Raw genomic sequence first — 16,349 nt, 5'->3', positions numbered from 1 at the left:
AATTGATGGCGGGCGGTTCGTGGCGGGGCCTAGCGTCCCCGGCATGCTTGCGATCGAGGCGAAGAACCTGCGCCGCACCTACATCAGCCGGACCGGCTTCCTGCGGCCGCGCCGTACCGAGACCGAGGCCGTGCGCGGAGTCACCTTCGAGGTGGCACGCGGCGAGCTCTTCGGACTCCTCGGGCCCAACGGCGCGGGGAAGACCACCACCATCAAGATGCTCAACACCCTGCTGCTGCCCACCTCCGGCACCGCACGGGTGCTGGGCCACGACGTGGCGACCGACCCCGTCGCCGTGCGCCGCAGGATCGGTTACGTCTTCGGCGGCGACCGGGGGCTGTACGACCGGCTCTCCGCCCTCGACAACCTGCGCTACTTCGCCGAGCTGTACGCCGTCGAGCCGCGCGACCAGAAACGGCGGATCGCCGAACTGCTCGACCTGGTGGGCCTCGCCGGCCGGGAGAAGGAGCGCGTCGAGGGGTATTCGCGCGGGATGCGGCAGCGGCTGCACATCGCGCGCGGACTGCTGCACCGGCCCGATGTGCTGTTCCTCGACGAACCGTCCATCGGGGTCGACCCGGTGGCGGCGCGGGATCTGCGGCGCACGGTCGCCGATCTGCGAGCCGGGGGCACCACCGTGCTGCTGACCACCCATTACATGGCCGAGGCGGATGAGCTGTGCGACCGGATCGCGGTCATCGCCGGCGGCACGATCCGCGCACTGGGCACCCCGGACCGGCTCAAGTCCAGGGTCCAGGAGCGGGGCATCCTGGAGATCGAGGCGTACGGCGCGGGCGAGGAACACCTCGACCGCATCCGGGCCCTGGCGGGCGTGCACGGAGTGGCGGCCGAGGACCGGGGGAGCCGACAGGCCGTCATCGTGCAGACCGAACGGGGCGCGGAGCTGCACACCCAGGTCCTGGCGGCGCTCGACGGGGTCAGGGTCGGACGGGTCGACACGCGTGAACCCACGCTGGAGGACGCCTACATCGCGATCGTCGAGGAAGCGGATGCGGAAGCGGATGCGGAGGCGGACGCGGAGGAGGACGCGGACGCGGGAGGGGATTCGGGAGCGCGAACGGCCGAGGATCCGGGTCCAGGTGCGGATCCCGGTGCGGATGCGGATGCGGACGCGGGTGCGGACGCGGGTGCGGACGCGGGTGCCGGGCGTGCTGACGGGATCGAGGCTGCGGCATGACCGGCGCCCGGGCGCTGCGCCTGACCGTCGTCGGTGTGCGTACGCACGTCACGTACATGAGCCGTTCACCGCTCGAAATCACCTTCGCCGTGCTCGTCCCCCTGGTGTACGCGACCCTCGCCGTCTATCTCTTCCGCGCCTCCGACGACCCCGACCGGCTGCTCACGGCGGCCGTCGGTGCGGGGCTGATGGGCATCTGGTCATCGGTGCTCTTCGGATCCGGCGGTGCCGTGCAGAACCAGCGCTGGCTCGGCACGCTGGAGACGCTGGTCGCCTCGCCCACGCCGCTCTGGCTGGTCCTGCTGCCGATCACCCTGGCCACCGCCGTCATCGGCACCTACGCGATGGGGGCGACGGTGATCTGGGGGGCCGTCCTGTTCGATGTGCCGCTCGACTTCGCGCACCCGCTGCTCTTCCTGGTCGCCGTCCCCGTGTGCGTCCTGTCGCTCGGGATGATGGGGCTGTTGCTTGCCGCCACCTTCGTGCTGCTGCGCAACGCCAACGCGCTCGCCAACCCGCTGGACGCCCCCGTGTGGCTGCTGTCCGGGATGCTCGTGCCCGTCACCGTGCTGCCGGACTGGACGCGTCCGGTCTCCTGGGCGCTGCCCACCACCTGGGGCTCGCGCGCGGTGCACGCGGCGACGTCCGGCGGGGCGGGAACCGCCGGTGTGCTGGTCCCGATGGCCGTGGCCCTCGCCCTCGGCACGCTGTACGCGCTGGTCGCGGTCATGGTCTTGGGGCGCGTCGAACAACGTGCGCGGGCCGCCGCCACTCTCTCCCTCGCCTGAGCCTCCCGCGACGTCTCGGACGCGTACCTCGACGCTCAACCCTGACGCCCCCGCCCGCCCACACCAGGAGTTGTCCCGCATGCCCGCCCCAGCCCCTGCCCTCACCGCCACCCGCGACCCCGGCCTCGACCTCGCCCCCAGCCCTGGCCTTCGGCGGAGGATCGTTTCTGCACTGCGGCTCGTCGTCATCGGAGGTGCCCTGTCCTACCGGGCGTTGTTCAACTGGACGACACCGCCCATGTTCATCGGCACCCTGCTGGTCGGGCCTCTGCTGCAGTTGCTCTTCTTCGTCTTCCTGGGGCGGCAGCTTCAGGTCGCCGACGACCAGTTCTATCTGCTCGGCAACGCGGTCGTCTCCGCGTCGACCGCCTGTGTGTACGGCGGCACGATGGCTGTCGCCAACGAGCGCCGGTACGGGACGCTCGGCGCCGTACTGCTGAGCCCCCGGAATCGTGCTCCGCTCTGGTTCGGACGCGCCCTGCCGTATGTACTGAACGGCCTTGTCATCAGCGTCTTCACGCTCACCGCGGCCTGCCTTCTGCTGGGCCTCCGGATTCCGGTTGGGTCCCTGCCCGGACTGGCAGCGGTCCTGCTCGCGGCTGCGGCCGGATGCTCCGCTTTCGGGCTCGCGCTGGGTGCGCTGGGGCTGCGGTTCCGCGATGTCTTCCTCATCTCGAACGTGGCCAGTTCCGCACTCCTGCTCCTGACCGGCGCGAACGTGCCCCGGGAGAACCTCCCGGACTGGATGCGGAGCGTCGGCGACGTCCTGCCGATGACCCACGCGGCCGATGCCGCCCGTGAGTTGTCCGCCGGTGGCGGCCTCGACGGCCGGGGCATCGCCGCCGAACTCGCGACAGGGGCGGGATACGTGCTGCTCGCCCTGGTGCTGCTCGCGGTGTTCGAACGGGGCAGCCGGCGGCGCGCGACCCTCGACGTGATGTGAGCGACGTGATGTGAATTCGGCCATGGCCCGGCCGTCTCGGCTCGGCTCAGCCGGGCTCGGCTCGGGCTGTTCACCCGGAGTTCGCGTCCGCGACGTTCCGTGGTGGGAGCCTCCCCCCGAAAGCCGCGCCGGGCCGCGCCGTCCCGCGCCGGGCCAGGAGGCCCGGACCGCGCGCCGGGCCGGGGACAGGGAGGCGTACGGGTATGGAGAGCGGACCTGCAGTCCTCGCCGGAGCGGCGTTCGCGCTGTTCGGTGCCGCGTTGCTGCTGTGGACAGGGGCGCGCGTGCTGCACCGTGCGCCGGTGGCGCACGGGGTGAGCCCCGTCGTCTCCACCGCACTCGCCACTCTGTTCGGCGTACTTTTCCTCGTCCTCGGGGTGTGGTGCGTCACCCGCATCTGAACCCCACCTCACCCGGGCCCGCCCCGGCCCCGATCGCCCGCGCCGCCCGGAACACGCCCGGACCGCCCCCCTCTCGCCCCCGGCCCCCGCAGGGCAGCCACAGCGCCGCCGAAACCCGCAGGCAGCGGCCGTGCGCGCGGCGGACCGAGCGGGCCGGGCGGCAGGAATGGCGGAAGTCGGGTTACCGTTCGAGTGGCCGTTGCGGGCTTTTGCCGTTTGACACGGGGGCGGGTTGTACCGTCACACTCCGCAGCGACAGCACTGTCGGCAGCGCCATCGCGCTGCCCTGATGCCCACCGAGCGTCGACCGGAGAGAAGAGCGAAGTTGTCCCCGACCAGCGAGACCGCACAGGGCGGCCGCCGACTCGTCATCGTCGAGTCGCCTGCCAAGGCGAAGACGATCAAGGGCTATCTCGGCCCCGGATACGTCGTCGAGGCGAGCGTCGGGCACATCCGCGACCTCCCGAACGGCGCCGCCGAGGTGCCGGACGAGTACACCGGCGAGGTGCGCCGCCTCGGCGTCGACGTGGAGAACGACTTCCAGCCCATCTACGTCGTCAACGCCGACAAGAAGGCCCAGGTCAGGAAGCTCAAGCAGCTGCTGGCCGAGTCCGACGAACTCTTCCTCGCCACCGATGAGGACCGCGAGGGCGAAGCCATCGCGTGGCACCTGCAGGAAGTCCTCAAGCCCAAGGTCCCGGTCCACCGGATGGTCTTCCACGAGATCACCAAGGACGCGATCCGGGCCGCCGTCGCCAACCCGCGCGAGCTCAACCAGCGCATGGTCGACGCCCAGGAGACCCGACGCATCCTCGACCGCCTCTACGGCTACGAGGTCTCGCCGGTCCTGTGGAAGAAGGTCATGCCCCGGCTGTCGGCGGGCCGTGTCCAGTCCGTCGCCACCCGCCTCGTCGTCGAGCGGGAGCGCGAGCGCATCGCCTTCCGCTCCGCCGAGTACTGGGACCTGACCGGCACCTTCGCCACCGGCCGCTCCGGTGACGCCTCCGACCCCTCGACGCTCACCGCCCGCCTCAGCGCGGTCGACGGGCGCCGCATCGCCCAGGGCCGTGACTTCGGTCCCGACGGGCAGCTCAAGGCCGGGTCCGCGCAGACCCTGCACCTGGACGAGACGAACGCCCGGGCGCTGGCCGCCGCGCTCGCCGAGTCCACGTTCGCCGTGCGGTCCGTCGAGTCGAAGCCGTACCGCCGCTCCCCGTACGCCCCGTTCCGTACGACGACCCTCCAGCAGGAGGCGAGCCGGAAGCTGGGCTTCGGGGCCAAGGCCACCATGCAGGTCGCGCAGAAGCTGTACGAGAACGGCTTCATCACCTATATGCGTACCGACTCCACGACCCTCTCGGACACCGCGATCTCCGCGGCCCGGGCCCAGGTCACGCAGCTGTACGGCGCCAATTACCTGCCGGACAAGCCGCGCACGTACGCCGGCAAGGTCAAGAACGCGCAGGAGGCGCACGAGGCGATCCGCCCCTCCGGCGACCGCTTCCGCACCCCTGCCGAGACCGGTCTCACCGGTGACCAGTTCCGGCTCTACGAGCTGATCTGGAAGCGGACCGTCGCCTCCCAGATGAAGGACGCGGTCGGTAACTCCGTCACCGTCAAGATCGGCGGCCGGGCGAGCGACGGCCGGGACGCCGAGTTCTCCGCGTCCGGCAAGACGATCACCTTCCACGGCTTCATGAAGGCGTACGTCGAAGGCGCCGACGACCCGAACGCCGAGCTCGACGACCGTGAGCGCCGGCTGCCGCAGGTCGCCGAGGGCGACGCGCTGACCGCCGACGAGGTCACCGTCGACGGCCACGCCACCAAGCCGCCGGCCCGCTACACCGAGGCCTCGCTGGTCAAGGAGCTGGAAGAGCGCGAGATCGGCCGCCCGTCGACGTACGCCTCGATCATCGGGACGATCCTCGACCGCGGGTACGTGTTCAAGAAGGGCACGGCGCTCGTCCCGTCCTTCCTGTCGTTCGCCGTGGTCAACCTGCTGGAGAAGCACTTCGGCCGGCTCGTCGACTACGACTTCACGGCCCGCATGGAGGACGACCTCGACCGCATCGCGCGGGGCGAGGCCCAGTCCGTGCCGTGGCTGAAGCGGTTCTACTTCGGTGCGCAGGCCGGTGACGACGCGGCCGGTGCCGGAAAGGCCTCCGACGCGGGCAACGGCGACGGCGACCACCTCGGCGGTCTCAAGGAGCTCGTCACCGACCTCGGTGCGATCGACGCCCGGGAGATCTCCTCGTTCCCCGTCGGCAACGACATCAAGCTCCGCGTCGGCCGCTACGGCCCGTACATCGAGCGCGGCGAGAAGGACTCCGAGGGGCACCAGCGCGCGGACGTCCCCGAGGACCTGGCACCCGACGAGCTGTCCGTCGAGTACGCGGAGGAGCTGCTGGCCAAGCCGAGCGGCGACTTCGAGCTCGGTGCGGACCCGGTGAGCGGGAACCAGATCATCGCCAAGGACGGGCGCTACGGTCCGTACGTCACCGAGGTGCTGCCCGAGGGCACGCCGAAGACCGGCAAGAACGCGGTGAAGCCGCGGACGGCCTCGCTGTTCAAGTCGATGTCGCTGGACACGGTGACGCTGGCCGACGCGCTGAAGCTGATGTCGCTGCCGCGTGTGGTCGGTGAGGACGCCGAGGGTGTCGAGATCACCGCGCAGAACGGCCGCTACGGCCCGTACCTGAAGAAGGGCACGGACTCGCGGTCGCTGACCTCCGAGGACCAGCTCTTCGACATCACCCTCGAAGAGGCCCTCGCCATCTACGCCCAGCCGAAGCAGCGCGGGCGGGCCGCGGCGAAGCCGCCGCTGAAGGAGCTGGGCACGGACCCGGTGAGCGGGGCTCCGGTCGTCGTCAAGGACGGGCGCTTCGGCGCGTACGTCACCGACGGCGAGACGAACGCGACGCTGCGGACCGACGACAGCGTCGAGGACATCACTCCGGAGCGCGGCTACGAGCTGCTCGCCGAGAAGCGGGCCAAGGGGCCGGCCAAGAAGAAGACGGCGAAGAAGGCTCCGGCGAAGAAGGCGCCTGCCAAGAAGGCGACGGCGGCGAAGAAGACGGCTACGGCCACGAAGAAGACCGCGGCGAAGAAGACCACTGCCGCGAAGAAGACGACGACCGCGGTGAAGAAGTCCGCGGCCAAGAAGACGGCGACTTCCGCGTCTTCCTCGGTGTCTTCGGAGGACTGACCTTCCGGGTTCCTGAACGCCGGGTGGGCTGGACGAGTGTCCGGGCCGCCCGGCGTTGCCGTGTTCCGGGGCGGGTGGGTGAGTGGGTGGGTGGGGTGTGGACGGGGGCGGGTGGGGCGCCTGCGGCGGGCCTTGTCCCCTCCCCGCCCCTTCCCGAAACCGGGGGCTCTGCCCCCGGGCCCCCGCTCCTCAAACGCCGGAGGGGCTGGGAGGCGCTCCGGAAAGGCTGGAGGGTCTCGCTCCCGAAGGGCTGGGGGAAGGGACCCCGGAGGGGGCTGGGAAAGGACCCCGGAGGGGCGAGGTGAGAACCCTCGCAGAGGCCGCTGCGGTCGTATGTTCGGACGCGGACCGCGGGCACCGGCTTGCTCCCGATAGGCTGGGCGGATGACGCGAGCCGAGCAGCCAACGGTCGTGAGCCCCACCTCCGACACACTTGCCGCAGACTCACGCGAGCGCGCCGTACGAGCCCTGTTGCGTGTTCCCCCGCTGAAGCGGTTGTGGAGCGCCCAGCTCGTCGGCAGTACCGGCGATGCACTCGCCCTTCTCGTGCTGGTGTTGCTGTCGCTGCAAGCGGCGGTCCTTGAGGGCTCATTCGGATCCGGATACCGCGGGGCGGCCTTCGCCGTCGCCGCCGTGTTCGGGGCCCGGATTATTTCCACCCTGCTCTTCGGAGCCGTACTCCTGGGGCCGTTGACGGCCCTGGCGGCGCCGGGAGGGCCGCTCGACCGGCGGTGGCTGATGATCGGCGCCGACGGGCTGCGGCTCGCGCTGCTGGTCGTCGCGCCGCTGTGGATCGACTGGATGCCCGACAGGGCGCTCCTGATGATCCTCATCACCGTCTTCGTCACCGGCGCCGGTGAGCGGCTGTGGACGATCGCGAAGGACGGGGCGGCGCCCGCGCTGCTGCCCGCGCCGCCGATCGAGGGCGCCGCGGTGCGCCCGCTGCCGGATCACCTGGACGCGCTGCGCAGGCTCTCCCTGCGGACCGACTTCGCCGCCGTTCCCGTCGCCGCCGCCGTGTTGCTGGTCGCCACACTGATCGGCAATCTGCTGGGCTCGGGCCTGGAGTGGTTCTCCTTCCACCAGGCGGCCCTCGGCTCGTACGTCGCGGCCGGGCTGTTCTCCGCCTCCATCTCCACCCTGTACTTCCTGGAACTGCCCGGTTCGCCGACGCCCCGGCCGCGCTCGCCCCTGGAGGGGCTGCGCCGGCCGTCCGCCGGCAGCGGACCGGACAAGGGCCGCACCGGCGCCGTACCGCTGATCGTCGCGACCTGTGCCGCCGTCGCCGGAGCGATCGCGGCCGCTGCCGCCGTCGCCGTCCTGCACGCCACCGACCTGGGTGGTGGCCCCGCCACCTTCGCCCTGCTGATCCTCGCCCTGACCGGCGGCACGGGCGTCGGCATCCGTACCGCGCAGAAGGTGCTGCCGGCCCTGTCGCGCCGCCGGCTGCTCTCCCTGGCCACCGCCGTCACCGGGGTCGCGCTCCTTGCGATGGGCCTGGTGCCGGACACGGCGACCGTCGTCCTGATCGCCGTGCTCGCCGGATACGCGGCGGGTGTCGCCGCCAACACCGGCCATGTCCTCGTCGACCAGGAGACCGAGGAATCCCGCCGGACCCGCACCGCCGAACACCTCCAGGCCGTCGTCCGGGTCCTGATCGCGCTCGGCGCGGTCGGCGGCCCCCTGGTGGCCGCCGCCATAGGAACCCACCGGCTGACCGCGGGGGACTTCGTCTTCGCGCACGGTGGCGCGGCCTTCACCCTGATGCTGATCGGCGCCCTGCTGCTGCCGGTCGCCGCGATCGTCCTCGCGAAGACGGACGACCGTTCCGGAGTGCCGCTGCGCCGTGATCTGCGGGAGGCGCTGCGTGGCGGCGACCCGGCGGTCGCCCCCGCCGCGACCGGCTTCTTCCTCGCCCTGGAGGGCGGCGACGGAGCGGGCAAGTCCACCCAGGTCGAAGCGCTCGCGGACTGGATCCGCGCCAAGGGCCACGAGGTCGTCGTCACCCGTGAACCGGGCGCGACCCCCGTCGGGAAGCGGCTGCGCTCGATCCTGCTCGACGTTTCGTCGGCCGGGCTCTCCAACCGGGCCGAGGCACTGCTGTACGCCGCCGACCGCGCCGAGCACGTCGACTCGGTCGTGCGTCCGGCGCTGGAGCGCGGCGCGATCGTCATCTCCGACCGCTACATCGACTCGTCCGTCGCCTACCAGGGCGCGGGCCGTGATCTCGCGCCGACCGAGATCGCCCGGATCTCGCGTTGGGCGACGAGCGGCCTCGTACCGCATCTGACGGTGCTTCTGGACGTCTCCCCGGAGACCGCGCGGGAACGGTTCACCGAGGCGCCCGACCGGCTGGAGTCCGAGCCGCTTGAATTCCACAACCGGGTGCGTTCCGGCTTCCTGACGCTGGCCGCCGCCGACCCGACGCGCTACCTGGTGGTGGACGCCGGCCAGGAACCGGAGTCGATCACCACGGTCGTACGTCACCGGCTCGACCAGCTCCTTCCGCTCTCCGAGGCCGAGATCAGGGCCCGGGAGGAGGCGCGCAAGGCCGCCGAGGAGGAGGCCCGTCGCCTCGCCGAGGAGGAGGCCGCGCGCAAGGCGGAGGAAGAGCGCCTGGAGCGCGAACGGCAGGAGCAGCTCGCCAAGCTCCGCGCCGAGGAGGCGGAGCGCAAGCGCCGCGAGGAGGAGGAAGCGCGCCGCCGCGAGGCCGAACGCCAGGCGGAAGAGGCCCGGCAGCGTGCGGAGGAGGCGCGGCAGCGCGCCGAGGAGGAGCGGGTCAGGCTCGAAGCGGAGGAGGCCGCCCGCGAGGCGGAGCAGGCGCGGCTGCGCCGCCAGGCCGAGGAGGAGGCCCGGCTCCGTCAGGAGGCCGAGGCCAAGCGACTGGAGAAGCAGCGCAAGGCGGAGGAGGCCCTGCTGAGGGCCGAGGCCGCCCGCAGGCAGGCGGAGGCCGATGCCGCCGCCGCGGCGGAGAGTGCGCGGGCCCAGGCGGCCGCGGCCCAGGCGGAAGCCGAGGAAGAGGCGGCCGAGGCCGCTGCTGCGGCGGAGGCTTCGCGTGCCCGGACCTCGCGGTCCGCGCCGCATTCCGAGCCGTCTGCGTCTTCCACGTCCTCGTCCACGTCGTCGTCCTCGTCCTCGTCCTCGTCTTCCGTTCCGGACAACGAGCTGACGGTGCCGACCCCGATCGTGAACCCGAACGAGATCACTCAGCCGGTGCCCTCTCCGGTGGATCCGTCCTCCGGCCGGGGACGGACTCGGAACGCGGCCCCGTCCGCGCCCTGGCCGTCCGACGAGGCCGAGACGGCGATGATCCCGAAGGTCTCCGATCCGTCCGGGCCGTCCGGTGCCGCGGACGAGACGGCGGTGCTGCCACCGGTACGGGACGCCGACCCCGCCGACCGGGTGCCGCGCGGCATCTTCCGGGACGAGCGCTCAGCGGGCTCCGCACCTGAGGGCGAGAACGAACGCACCCGGGAGCTGCCGCAGATCACCGATCCGCACGCGGACCGGGAGCAGCGGGAGCAGGAGCAGCATTCGGGCCGGTCGCGGCGGCCGCGTCCCGACTGGGCGGAGGAGACCCCGCTGGACGATCTGCCCACGCTGGCCGACGAACTGCTCGGTGACCACGACGACGAGGACCCCGGGTCCACCGGCCGGGGGCGCCGCCCGCGCCGCTGACGGTATCGAGTACCGAGCGAATGCCGAATACCGAGTACCGAGTACCGAGTACCGAGTACGCCGATGGTCCCGCGCGAACAGGCGCGGGGCCATCGGCGTTCCGGAGTCCGGCCTCCGCCGTATCGCCGTATCGGCGCATCGGTGAGGTCCCGGCAGTCCGTCCGCCGGGATTGTCAGACGCGTCCCTCACAATGGGGGGCCAGGGGAAAGCCGGATCGACGAACGCCACGGCGACAGCCGTGACGAGAGCCGTACACCACGGAAGGGCGGTGACCGATGTCCGTATGGGACGACCTGGTCGGCCAGGACCGCGTGCAGGAGCAGCTCGCTGCCGCCGCCAGGGATGCCGACGCGCTGGTCACCGCCCAGGCCACGGGGGAGCCGGTGCCGCCCGGCTCGAAGATGACCCATGCCTGGCTGTTCACCGGCCCGCCGGGCTCCGGGCGGTCCACCGCCGCCCGGGCCTTCGCCGCGTCGCTGCAGTGCACCAGCCCGGACCGTGCCCTGGGCGGGGCACCGGGCTGCGGTTTCTGCGACGGCTGTCACACGAGCCTCATCGGGACACACGCCGACGTCGACGTGATCCGCACCGATCTGCTGTCCATCGGTGTGAAGGAGACCCGCGAGCTAGTCCGCCGCGCCCAGCTCTCGCCGGCCGTCGGACGGTGGCAGGTCATCGTCATGGAGGACGCCGACCGCCTCACCGAGGGCGCGGGCAATGTGCTGCTGAAGGCGGTCGAGGAGCCCGCGCCGCGCACGGTGTGGCTGCTCTGCGCTCCCTCGCTGGAGGACGTGCTGCCCACGATCCGTTCCCGCTGCCGTCATCTCACCCTGCGCACTCCGTCGGTCGACGCCGTAGCTGATGTGCTGATCCGGCGGGACGGCATCGAGCCGGAGCGGGCCGCCGCCGCAGCCCGGGCCACCCAGGGACACATCGGCAGGGCTCGTCGCCTCGCCACCGACGAGCGGGCCCGCGCCCGCCGGGCGGCCGTCCTGAAGCTGCCGCTGCGCGTCGAGGACATCGGGGGCTGTCTGAAGGCCGCGCAGGAGCTGATCGACACCGCCACAGACGACGCGAAGCAGGCCTCGGAGGATGTCGACGTCAAGGAGACGGAGGACATGAAGGCCGCGCTCGGCGCCTCCGCCGGGGGCCGGATGCCGCGTGGCACCGCAGGGGTGATGAAGGAGCTGGAGGACCGGCAGAAGCGCCGCAAGACGCGTACGCAGCGCGACAGCCTCGATCTGGCCCTCACCGAACTGACCGGGTTCTACCGCGATGTGCTCGCCCTGCAGCTGGGCTCGCGCATCGCCATCGCCAACGCCGACGCGCAGGATTCCCTCGACCGGATCGTGCGCTCGTCCACGCCCGAGCGCACCCTGCGCCGGATCGAGGCGGTGGGCGCCTGCCGCCGGGCGCTGGACCGGAATGTGGCCCCGCTGCTCGCGGTGGAGGCGATGACGATGGCGCTGCGGGCGGGCTGACGCTCCCGGCAGGCCGCTCACCGAATCACCCGAAAGAGCAGGGAATCGGATGAGTCGTCGCCCGGCGGCTACGCTCCGGACATGGACACCAGGCGCCCGTTCCGCACCCTCGCCCTCGCGCTCGGCACAGCCGGCCTCCTCATCTCCGGCTGCAGCAGCGGAAGTTCGACTTCGGGCGCCTCGTCCCCGGCGCAGGCGGCCTCGGCCTCTCCGTCCGCCGTGCCGGCGGCGCTGAAGTCGTTCTACGGCCAGCACCTGAGCTGGCGGGACTGCGGTGTCAGCGGATTCCAGTGCACCACGATGAAGGCGCCGCTCGACTACGCCAAGCCGGACGGCGACGAGATCAAGCTGGCGGTGTCCCGGAAGAAGGCCACCGGACCGGGCAAGCGGATCGGCTCCCTCCTGGTGAACCCGGGAGGTCCCGGCGGATCCGCCATCGGCTATCTCCAGGGCTATGCCGCGATCGGCTACCCGGCGCAGGTGCGCGCCCGCTACGACATGGTCGCCATCGATCCGCGCGGGGTGGCGCGCAGCGAACCCGTCGAATGTCTCACCGGTTCACAGATGGACGCCTACACCCAGGTCGACCAGACGCCGGACGACGCGGTCGAGGTCACGAAGCTGAGCGGTGCGTTCAAGAAGTTCGCCACGGGCTGCGAGCAGCGCTCGGGCGAGATCCTGCCGCACGTCTCGACCGTGGACACGGCCCGCGACATGGACATGCTGCGCGCCCTGCTCGGTGACGAGCAGCTGCACTACGTCGGCGCCTCGTACGGCACCTTCCTGGGCGCGACGTACGCCGAGCTCTTCCCCGGGCGGGTGGGCCGGCTCGTCCTCGACGGCGCGATGGACCCCTCGCTGGCATCGGTCGACATGAACCGCGACCAGACGGCGGGCTTCGAGACCGCCTTCCAGTCCTTCGCCCAGGACTGCGTGAAGAAGGCGGACTGCCCGCTCGGGACGACATCCGCCGCCGACGCGGCGACCAACCTGAAGAAGCTGTTCAGTGACCTCGACGCGAAGCCGATCCCCACGGGCGAGTCCCGGAAGCTCGGCGAGTCCCTCGCCACCACCGGCGTCATCGCCGCGATGTACGACGAGACGGCCTGGCCCCAGCTCCGCGAGGCGCTCACCGCTGCCCGGGCGGGCGACGGATCGGGCCTGCTCGCCCTGGCCGACAGCTACTACGAGCGCGAGCCGAACGGTACGTACGCGAACCTCATGTACGCCAACGCTGCCGTGAACTGCCTCGACCTCCCGCCCGCCTTCGCCACCTCCGAGGCGGTCACCCAGGCCCTCCCCACCTTCGAGAAGGCCTCCCCGGTCTTCGGCAAGGGCTTCGCCTGGGCCTCCCTGAACTGCGCCTACTGGCCGGTCCCCGCCACCGGCACCCCGCACCGGATCAAGGCCGAGGGCGCCGCCCCGATCGTGGTCGTCGGCACCACCCGCGACCCGGCGACCCCGTACAAGTGGGCCCAGTCCCTCGCCGGCCAGCTCTCGTCCGGCACCCTCCTCACCTACGAGGGCGACGGGCACACGGCGTACGGCCGCGGCAGCGACTGCATCGACACGGCGATCAACACCTACCTCCTGGAGGGCACCCCGCCGGCCGACGGCAAGAAGTGCTCCTGACCCCGCCCGCCCGGCCCCCGGCCCGCCGCCGGGGCACCCCACTGACCTGGGCATACAGCCGCACGACGGGCCGGTACGGAGCACCCTCCGAAACTGTGTAGACTTGGCGACGCTGCTGACCGCACCATGGTGTGACAGCGCGTGCCGCCTTAGCTCAGTTGGCCAGAGCAACGCACTCGTAATGCGTAGGTCTCGGGTTCGAATCCCGAAGGCGGCTCGGAGAAACCTCAGGACTCACTCGCCGTGACCTGGGGTTTTTTCATGCCCGGGGAATGCCGAGCCGCACGACGAGGATGCCGTGGAAGTGCTTGCGTGAGCGATGCGTGAGCGGAGCGGCTCAGCGATCTACTTCTTGGGCCGCTTGGCCTTGCCCTTCCTCTTGCTCATGGCCTGGGCTTTCTCCTTGGTCTTCGCCTTCTTGGCGGCCTTCGCGGCTTTGCGGGCAGCCTGCTCGGCCTCGGTCCGCCGCTGGAGGGGGACCAGCTTGGCCGTGGCCTCGGCCGCGCTCTTTCCGACGTGAGGCAGGACGCTCTGGTAGATGTCCCGCGTGATCCGGGTGTCGCTGTGTCCGAGGGTGTCGGAGACGATCTTGACGTCGATGCCGGCGGCGAGCATGAGCGTGGCCGCGCCGTGCCGGAGGTCGTGGAGGCGGATGGGTGGGAGGCCGGATGCGGCGACGAGCCTCTCGAAGAGGTCGGTGACTTTGCCGGGGTGGAGCCAGGAGCCGTCGGCCTGGGTGAAGACGAGGCCGGTGTCGACCCAGGCTGCGGCCCACTCTGCTCGGTCCGCGTTCTGCTGTGCGCGGTGGTGTTCCAGGACCTCGACGGTGTCGTTGTCGAGCGCGACGACGCGGAAGCCGCTGTCGGTCTTGGGTTCGGAGGTCTCGACGTCCCATCCGTCCTGGACGAGCTGGGCGGAGACGGTGAGGGAGTGGGTGGCGAGGTTGGTCTCCGACCAGGGCTGCCCACACGCTTCGCCCCGGCGCAGGCCACGGAAGGCGATGAGGTGCCACATGGCGTACAGCCGGTCTTTGGCGACGAAGTCGAGGAAGGCGCCGGTCTGCTGGGGTGTCCAGACCATGACCGGAGACGGCTTCTCGCCCGTCTGCTCCCACTTGGCGACCCGCTCGTCGGTCCATACGAGCGCCTTCGGCTTGCGTACGGGGTCGATCTCGACGTGGGCGGCGGGGTTGAAGGTGATGATCTGCTGCCCGATCGCGTCGTTCAGGGCGGCTCGGAGGGTGGCTTTGACGTGCTGGCGCGTGGCGGGTCCGGTGATGCGACGGTAGGGCGGCATCTCGTCGATGGCGGCCTTCATCGCCTTGCGGCGGGCTCGGTTCTCCGCGCCCTTCCACGGCACGTTCGCCAGTTCGTCGATCGCGGCTCGGCGCTGGGTGTTGTCCTCCAGGATCTGGGCGTTGGCGTCGCGGATGTCGGTGAACATCTCGCTGAGGTGGCTGACGCGCAGCCGGTCGAGGCGCCGGCCGCCGATGTGCGGCTTCAGGTGGATGCGGATGTCGGTCTCGTAGCGGTTGAGGCCGGACTTGCGTATGCGCTTGCCGGCCAGCCAGCGGTCGAGCCATTCGGCGACGGTGAGGCTGCCGATGAGGTCCTGGCCGGCGTTGAGCCGCCGCCTCGTCTCCTCGACCTCCGGCAGGGGTGACCGTTCGTGGCTGACCTCGGCCAGCATCTCGGCGATGAGTTCGGTGCCCTCGGGGTCGTCCGACTCGGCGAGTCCGAGGAGGGCCCGTACGTGGTCGAGATCGGCCTGGGCCGCCTTGAGGCTGCCGTACCCGCCCCGGGCGAAGGAGCGTCGGCTGCCGTCCTCGCGGGGGGAGAGCTCTTGCCGTACGGAGTAGGTGCAGTGGTTCCTGCTGTTGCGCTTGGGGCAGGAGGTGCCGAGTTCCTTGCCGGACTTGGGGTCGCGGCAGGAGCAGCGGCGGTAGGTGGAGCCCTTCAAAGATCATTCTCCTCGGTGGTGTCGGGATCGCTCCCGGGGGAGTCGATTACGTCGGCCAGGTCCGGCCACAGGAACGGGGGCGTGACGCCCTCTTCCTCGATGAAGGCGCGAACTCTGCGCAGGCGGTTTTCGGCGTCGTCGGCCGCCTCGGCGGCACGGGCCTGGGAGCGGAGGGCCTCGGCCTTACGGTCGGCATTTGGTGCGGTCTGGGCGTGGTAGCGGGCGTACTCCTCGTCTCGTCGCGCGCTTCGCAGTCGCTCCTGGGCGGCGTGATGAGCCCGGAAGTAGCGGAGCACGTCGTCGTCCGCGCCGAGTTCGGTCTCCTCCCCGGTGAACCAGCGCAGCGCGTCCAGTGCGGAGGTGGAGTCCTGGAGCGGGAGCTGCTGTACATCGTCGATGTAGCCGACGGGATAGATGAGGCAGATGGGCGGGGTGTTCAGCGCGTGGGCCAGGACCATGACGTCGACCAGGGGCAGGTTGGAGCGGCGCCCGGACTCCATGTTGGCGATCACGTTGCGGGGGATCGGATGGCCGATCTCCGCGCACTTGTCGGCCAAATCCTGCGCGCTCCAACCCAGTTCCTTCCGTCGTCTGCGGACCTCGATGGCCACGGTGGCCATGACCTGATCCACCCACTCCAGGACGTCGTCCTCGTCGTCGGCCTTCTTAGATCCATGATGGCTGCGGCGTTGTGTCATGTAGACACATTAACTTGCTTAGCGTTGATTCCAAGACCTGGAGACGAGCGCGGCAGTCGCGTTCGCCGTGGGCTCAGTCATGGATGGAGCGCGCATGCGTGAGAACGAAGAGGCCGACCGGGCGAAGGGGATGAGCCGCGAGGAGCTTCTGGAGCTTCCTGTGTCCGTTGACCTGGAGACGGGCAACCGGGCTCTGGGGCTTGGGCGGAGCAAGGGGTACGAGCTGGCCAAGCGTGGCCAGTACCCGTGCAAGGTGCTCAGGCTCGGGAACGCCTACCGGGTGGTGACCGCAGACCTGCTGGCCCTGCTGGGGCTGGCAGCGTGAGGCGTCAGATGGATATCGGGGGCTTCTGCGCTGAGCTGAC

11 protein-coding genes and 1 tRNA gene are annotated in these 16,349 nt (G+C 71.1%); 10 read left to right on the top strand and 2 right to left on the bottom strand.

The window, feature by feature from the left end; all coding sequences use genetic code 11:
- The first annotated feature begins 43 nt into the window (after positions 1 to 43).
- The 9 genes from OG408_RS17900 to OG408_RS17860 all read left to right on the top strand — a co-directional run bounded on the left by OG408_RS17900 (position 44) and on the right by OG408_RS17860 (position 13,544).
- Positions 44 to 1,198, top strand: a complete 1,155-nt coding sequence (locus OG408_RS17900) for an ABC transporter ATP-binding protein (RefSeq protein ID WP_326670789.1) — start codon at positions 44 to 46, stop codon at positions 1,196 to 1,198.
- Complete coding sequence (locus OG408_RS17895) at positions 1,195 to 1,986, top strand: ABC transporter permease (RefSeq protein WP_266780085.1); 792 nt, start codon at positions 1,195 to 1,197, stop codon at positions 1,984 to 1,986. Before OG408_RS17900 ends, OG408_RS17895 begins: the two co-directional genes overlap by 4 nt.
- Before the next feature lie 79 nt (positions 1,987 to 2,065).
- Positions 2,066 to 2,929: an ABC transporter permease gene (locus tag OG408_RS17890; RefSeq protein ID WP_326670787.1), complete on the top strand. Its 864-nt coding sequence runs from the start codon at positions 2,066 to 2,068 to the stop codon at positions 2,927 to 2,929.
- Positions 2,930 to 3,132: 203 nt separating this feature from the next.
- Positions 3,133 to 3,330, top strand: coding sequence for a hypothetical protein (locus tag OG408_RS17885; protein WP_266780083.1), 198 nt, complete (start codon positions 3,133 to 3,135; stop codon positions 3,328 to 3,330).
- A gap of 325 nt (positions 3,331 to 3,655) precedes the next feature.
- A complete protein-coding gene (gene topA, locus OG408_RS17880) occupies positions 3,656 to 6,535 on the top strand; it encodes a type I DNA topoisomerase (protein WP_266780082.1) in 2,880 nt (959 codons plus the stop codon).
- A 384-nt stretch (positions 6,536 to 6,919) separates the two neighbouring features.
- Positions 6,920 to 10,213 (top strand): dTMP kinase, encoded by a 3,294-nt coding sequence (tmk, locus tag OG408_RS17875; RefSeq protein WP_326670782.1) that lies wholly within the window; start codon positions 6,920 to 6,922, stop codon positions 10,211 to 10,213.
- A gap of 276 nt (positions 10,214 to 10,489) precedes the next feature.
- On the top strand, positions 10,490 to 11,695 hold the full coding sequence (locus OG408_RS17870; RefSeq protein WP_266780080.1) for a DNA polymerase III subunit delta': 1,206 nt from the start codon (positions 10,490 to 10,492) through the stop codon (positions 11,693 to 11,695).
- Positions 11,696 to 11,776: 81 nt separating this feature from the next.
- A complete protein-coding gene (locus tag OG408_RS17865) occupies positions 11,777 to 13,327 on the top strand; it encodes an alpha/beta hydrolase (RefSeq protein ID WP_326670781.1) in 1,551 nt (516 codons plus the stop codon).
- A 143-nt stretch (positions 13,328 to 13,470) separates the two neighbouring features.
- Positions 13,471 to 13,544: transfer RNA gene (locus OG408_RS17860), tRNA-Thr, on the top strand.
- 128 nt (positions 13,545 to 13,672) lie between these two features.
- Here the strand turns inward: OG408_RS17860 and OG408_RS17855 are convergent.
- Together OG408_RS17855 and OG408_RS17850 are read right to left on the bottom strand one after the other, a co-directional pair.
- Entirely contained in the window at positions 13,673 to 15,286 is a 1,614-nt protein-coding gene (locus OG408_RS17855; protein ID WP_326670779.1) for a tyrosine-type recombinase/integrase, read from the bottom strand.
- The gene (locus OG408_RS17850; protein WP_285567539.1) at positions 15,283 to 15,984 is read right to left on the bottom strand and encodes a helix-turn-helix domain-containing protein; all 702 of its coding nucleotides are present in this window, start codon (positions 15,982 to 15,984) and stop codon (positions 15,283 to 15,285) included. Before OG408_RS17850 ends, OG408_RS17855 begins: the two co-directional genes overlap by 4 nt.
- Before the next feature lie 94 nt (positions 15,985 to 16,078).
- On the opposite strand from OG408_RS17850, the gene OG408_RS17845 reads away from it, so the two are divergent.
- The gene (locus tag OG408_RS17845; protein WP_285567537.1) at positions 16,079 to 16,309 is read left to right on the top strand and encodes a hypothetical protein; all 231 of its coding nucleotides are present in this window, start codon (positions 16,079 to 16,081) and stop codon (positions 16,307 to 16,309) included.
- The last annotated feature ends 40 nt before the right edge of the window (positions 16,310 to 16,349 follow it).

Source organism: Streptomyces sp. NBC_01257 (assembly GCF_035917255.1).
Lineage (GTDB): Bacteria > Actinomycetota > Actinomycetes > Streptomycetales > Streptomycetaceae > Streptomyces.
This window is presented reverse-complemented; position numbering and strand designations above follow the sequence as displayed.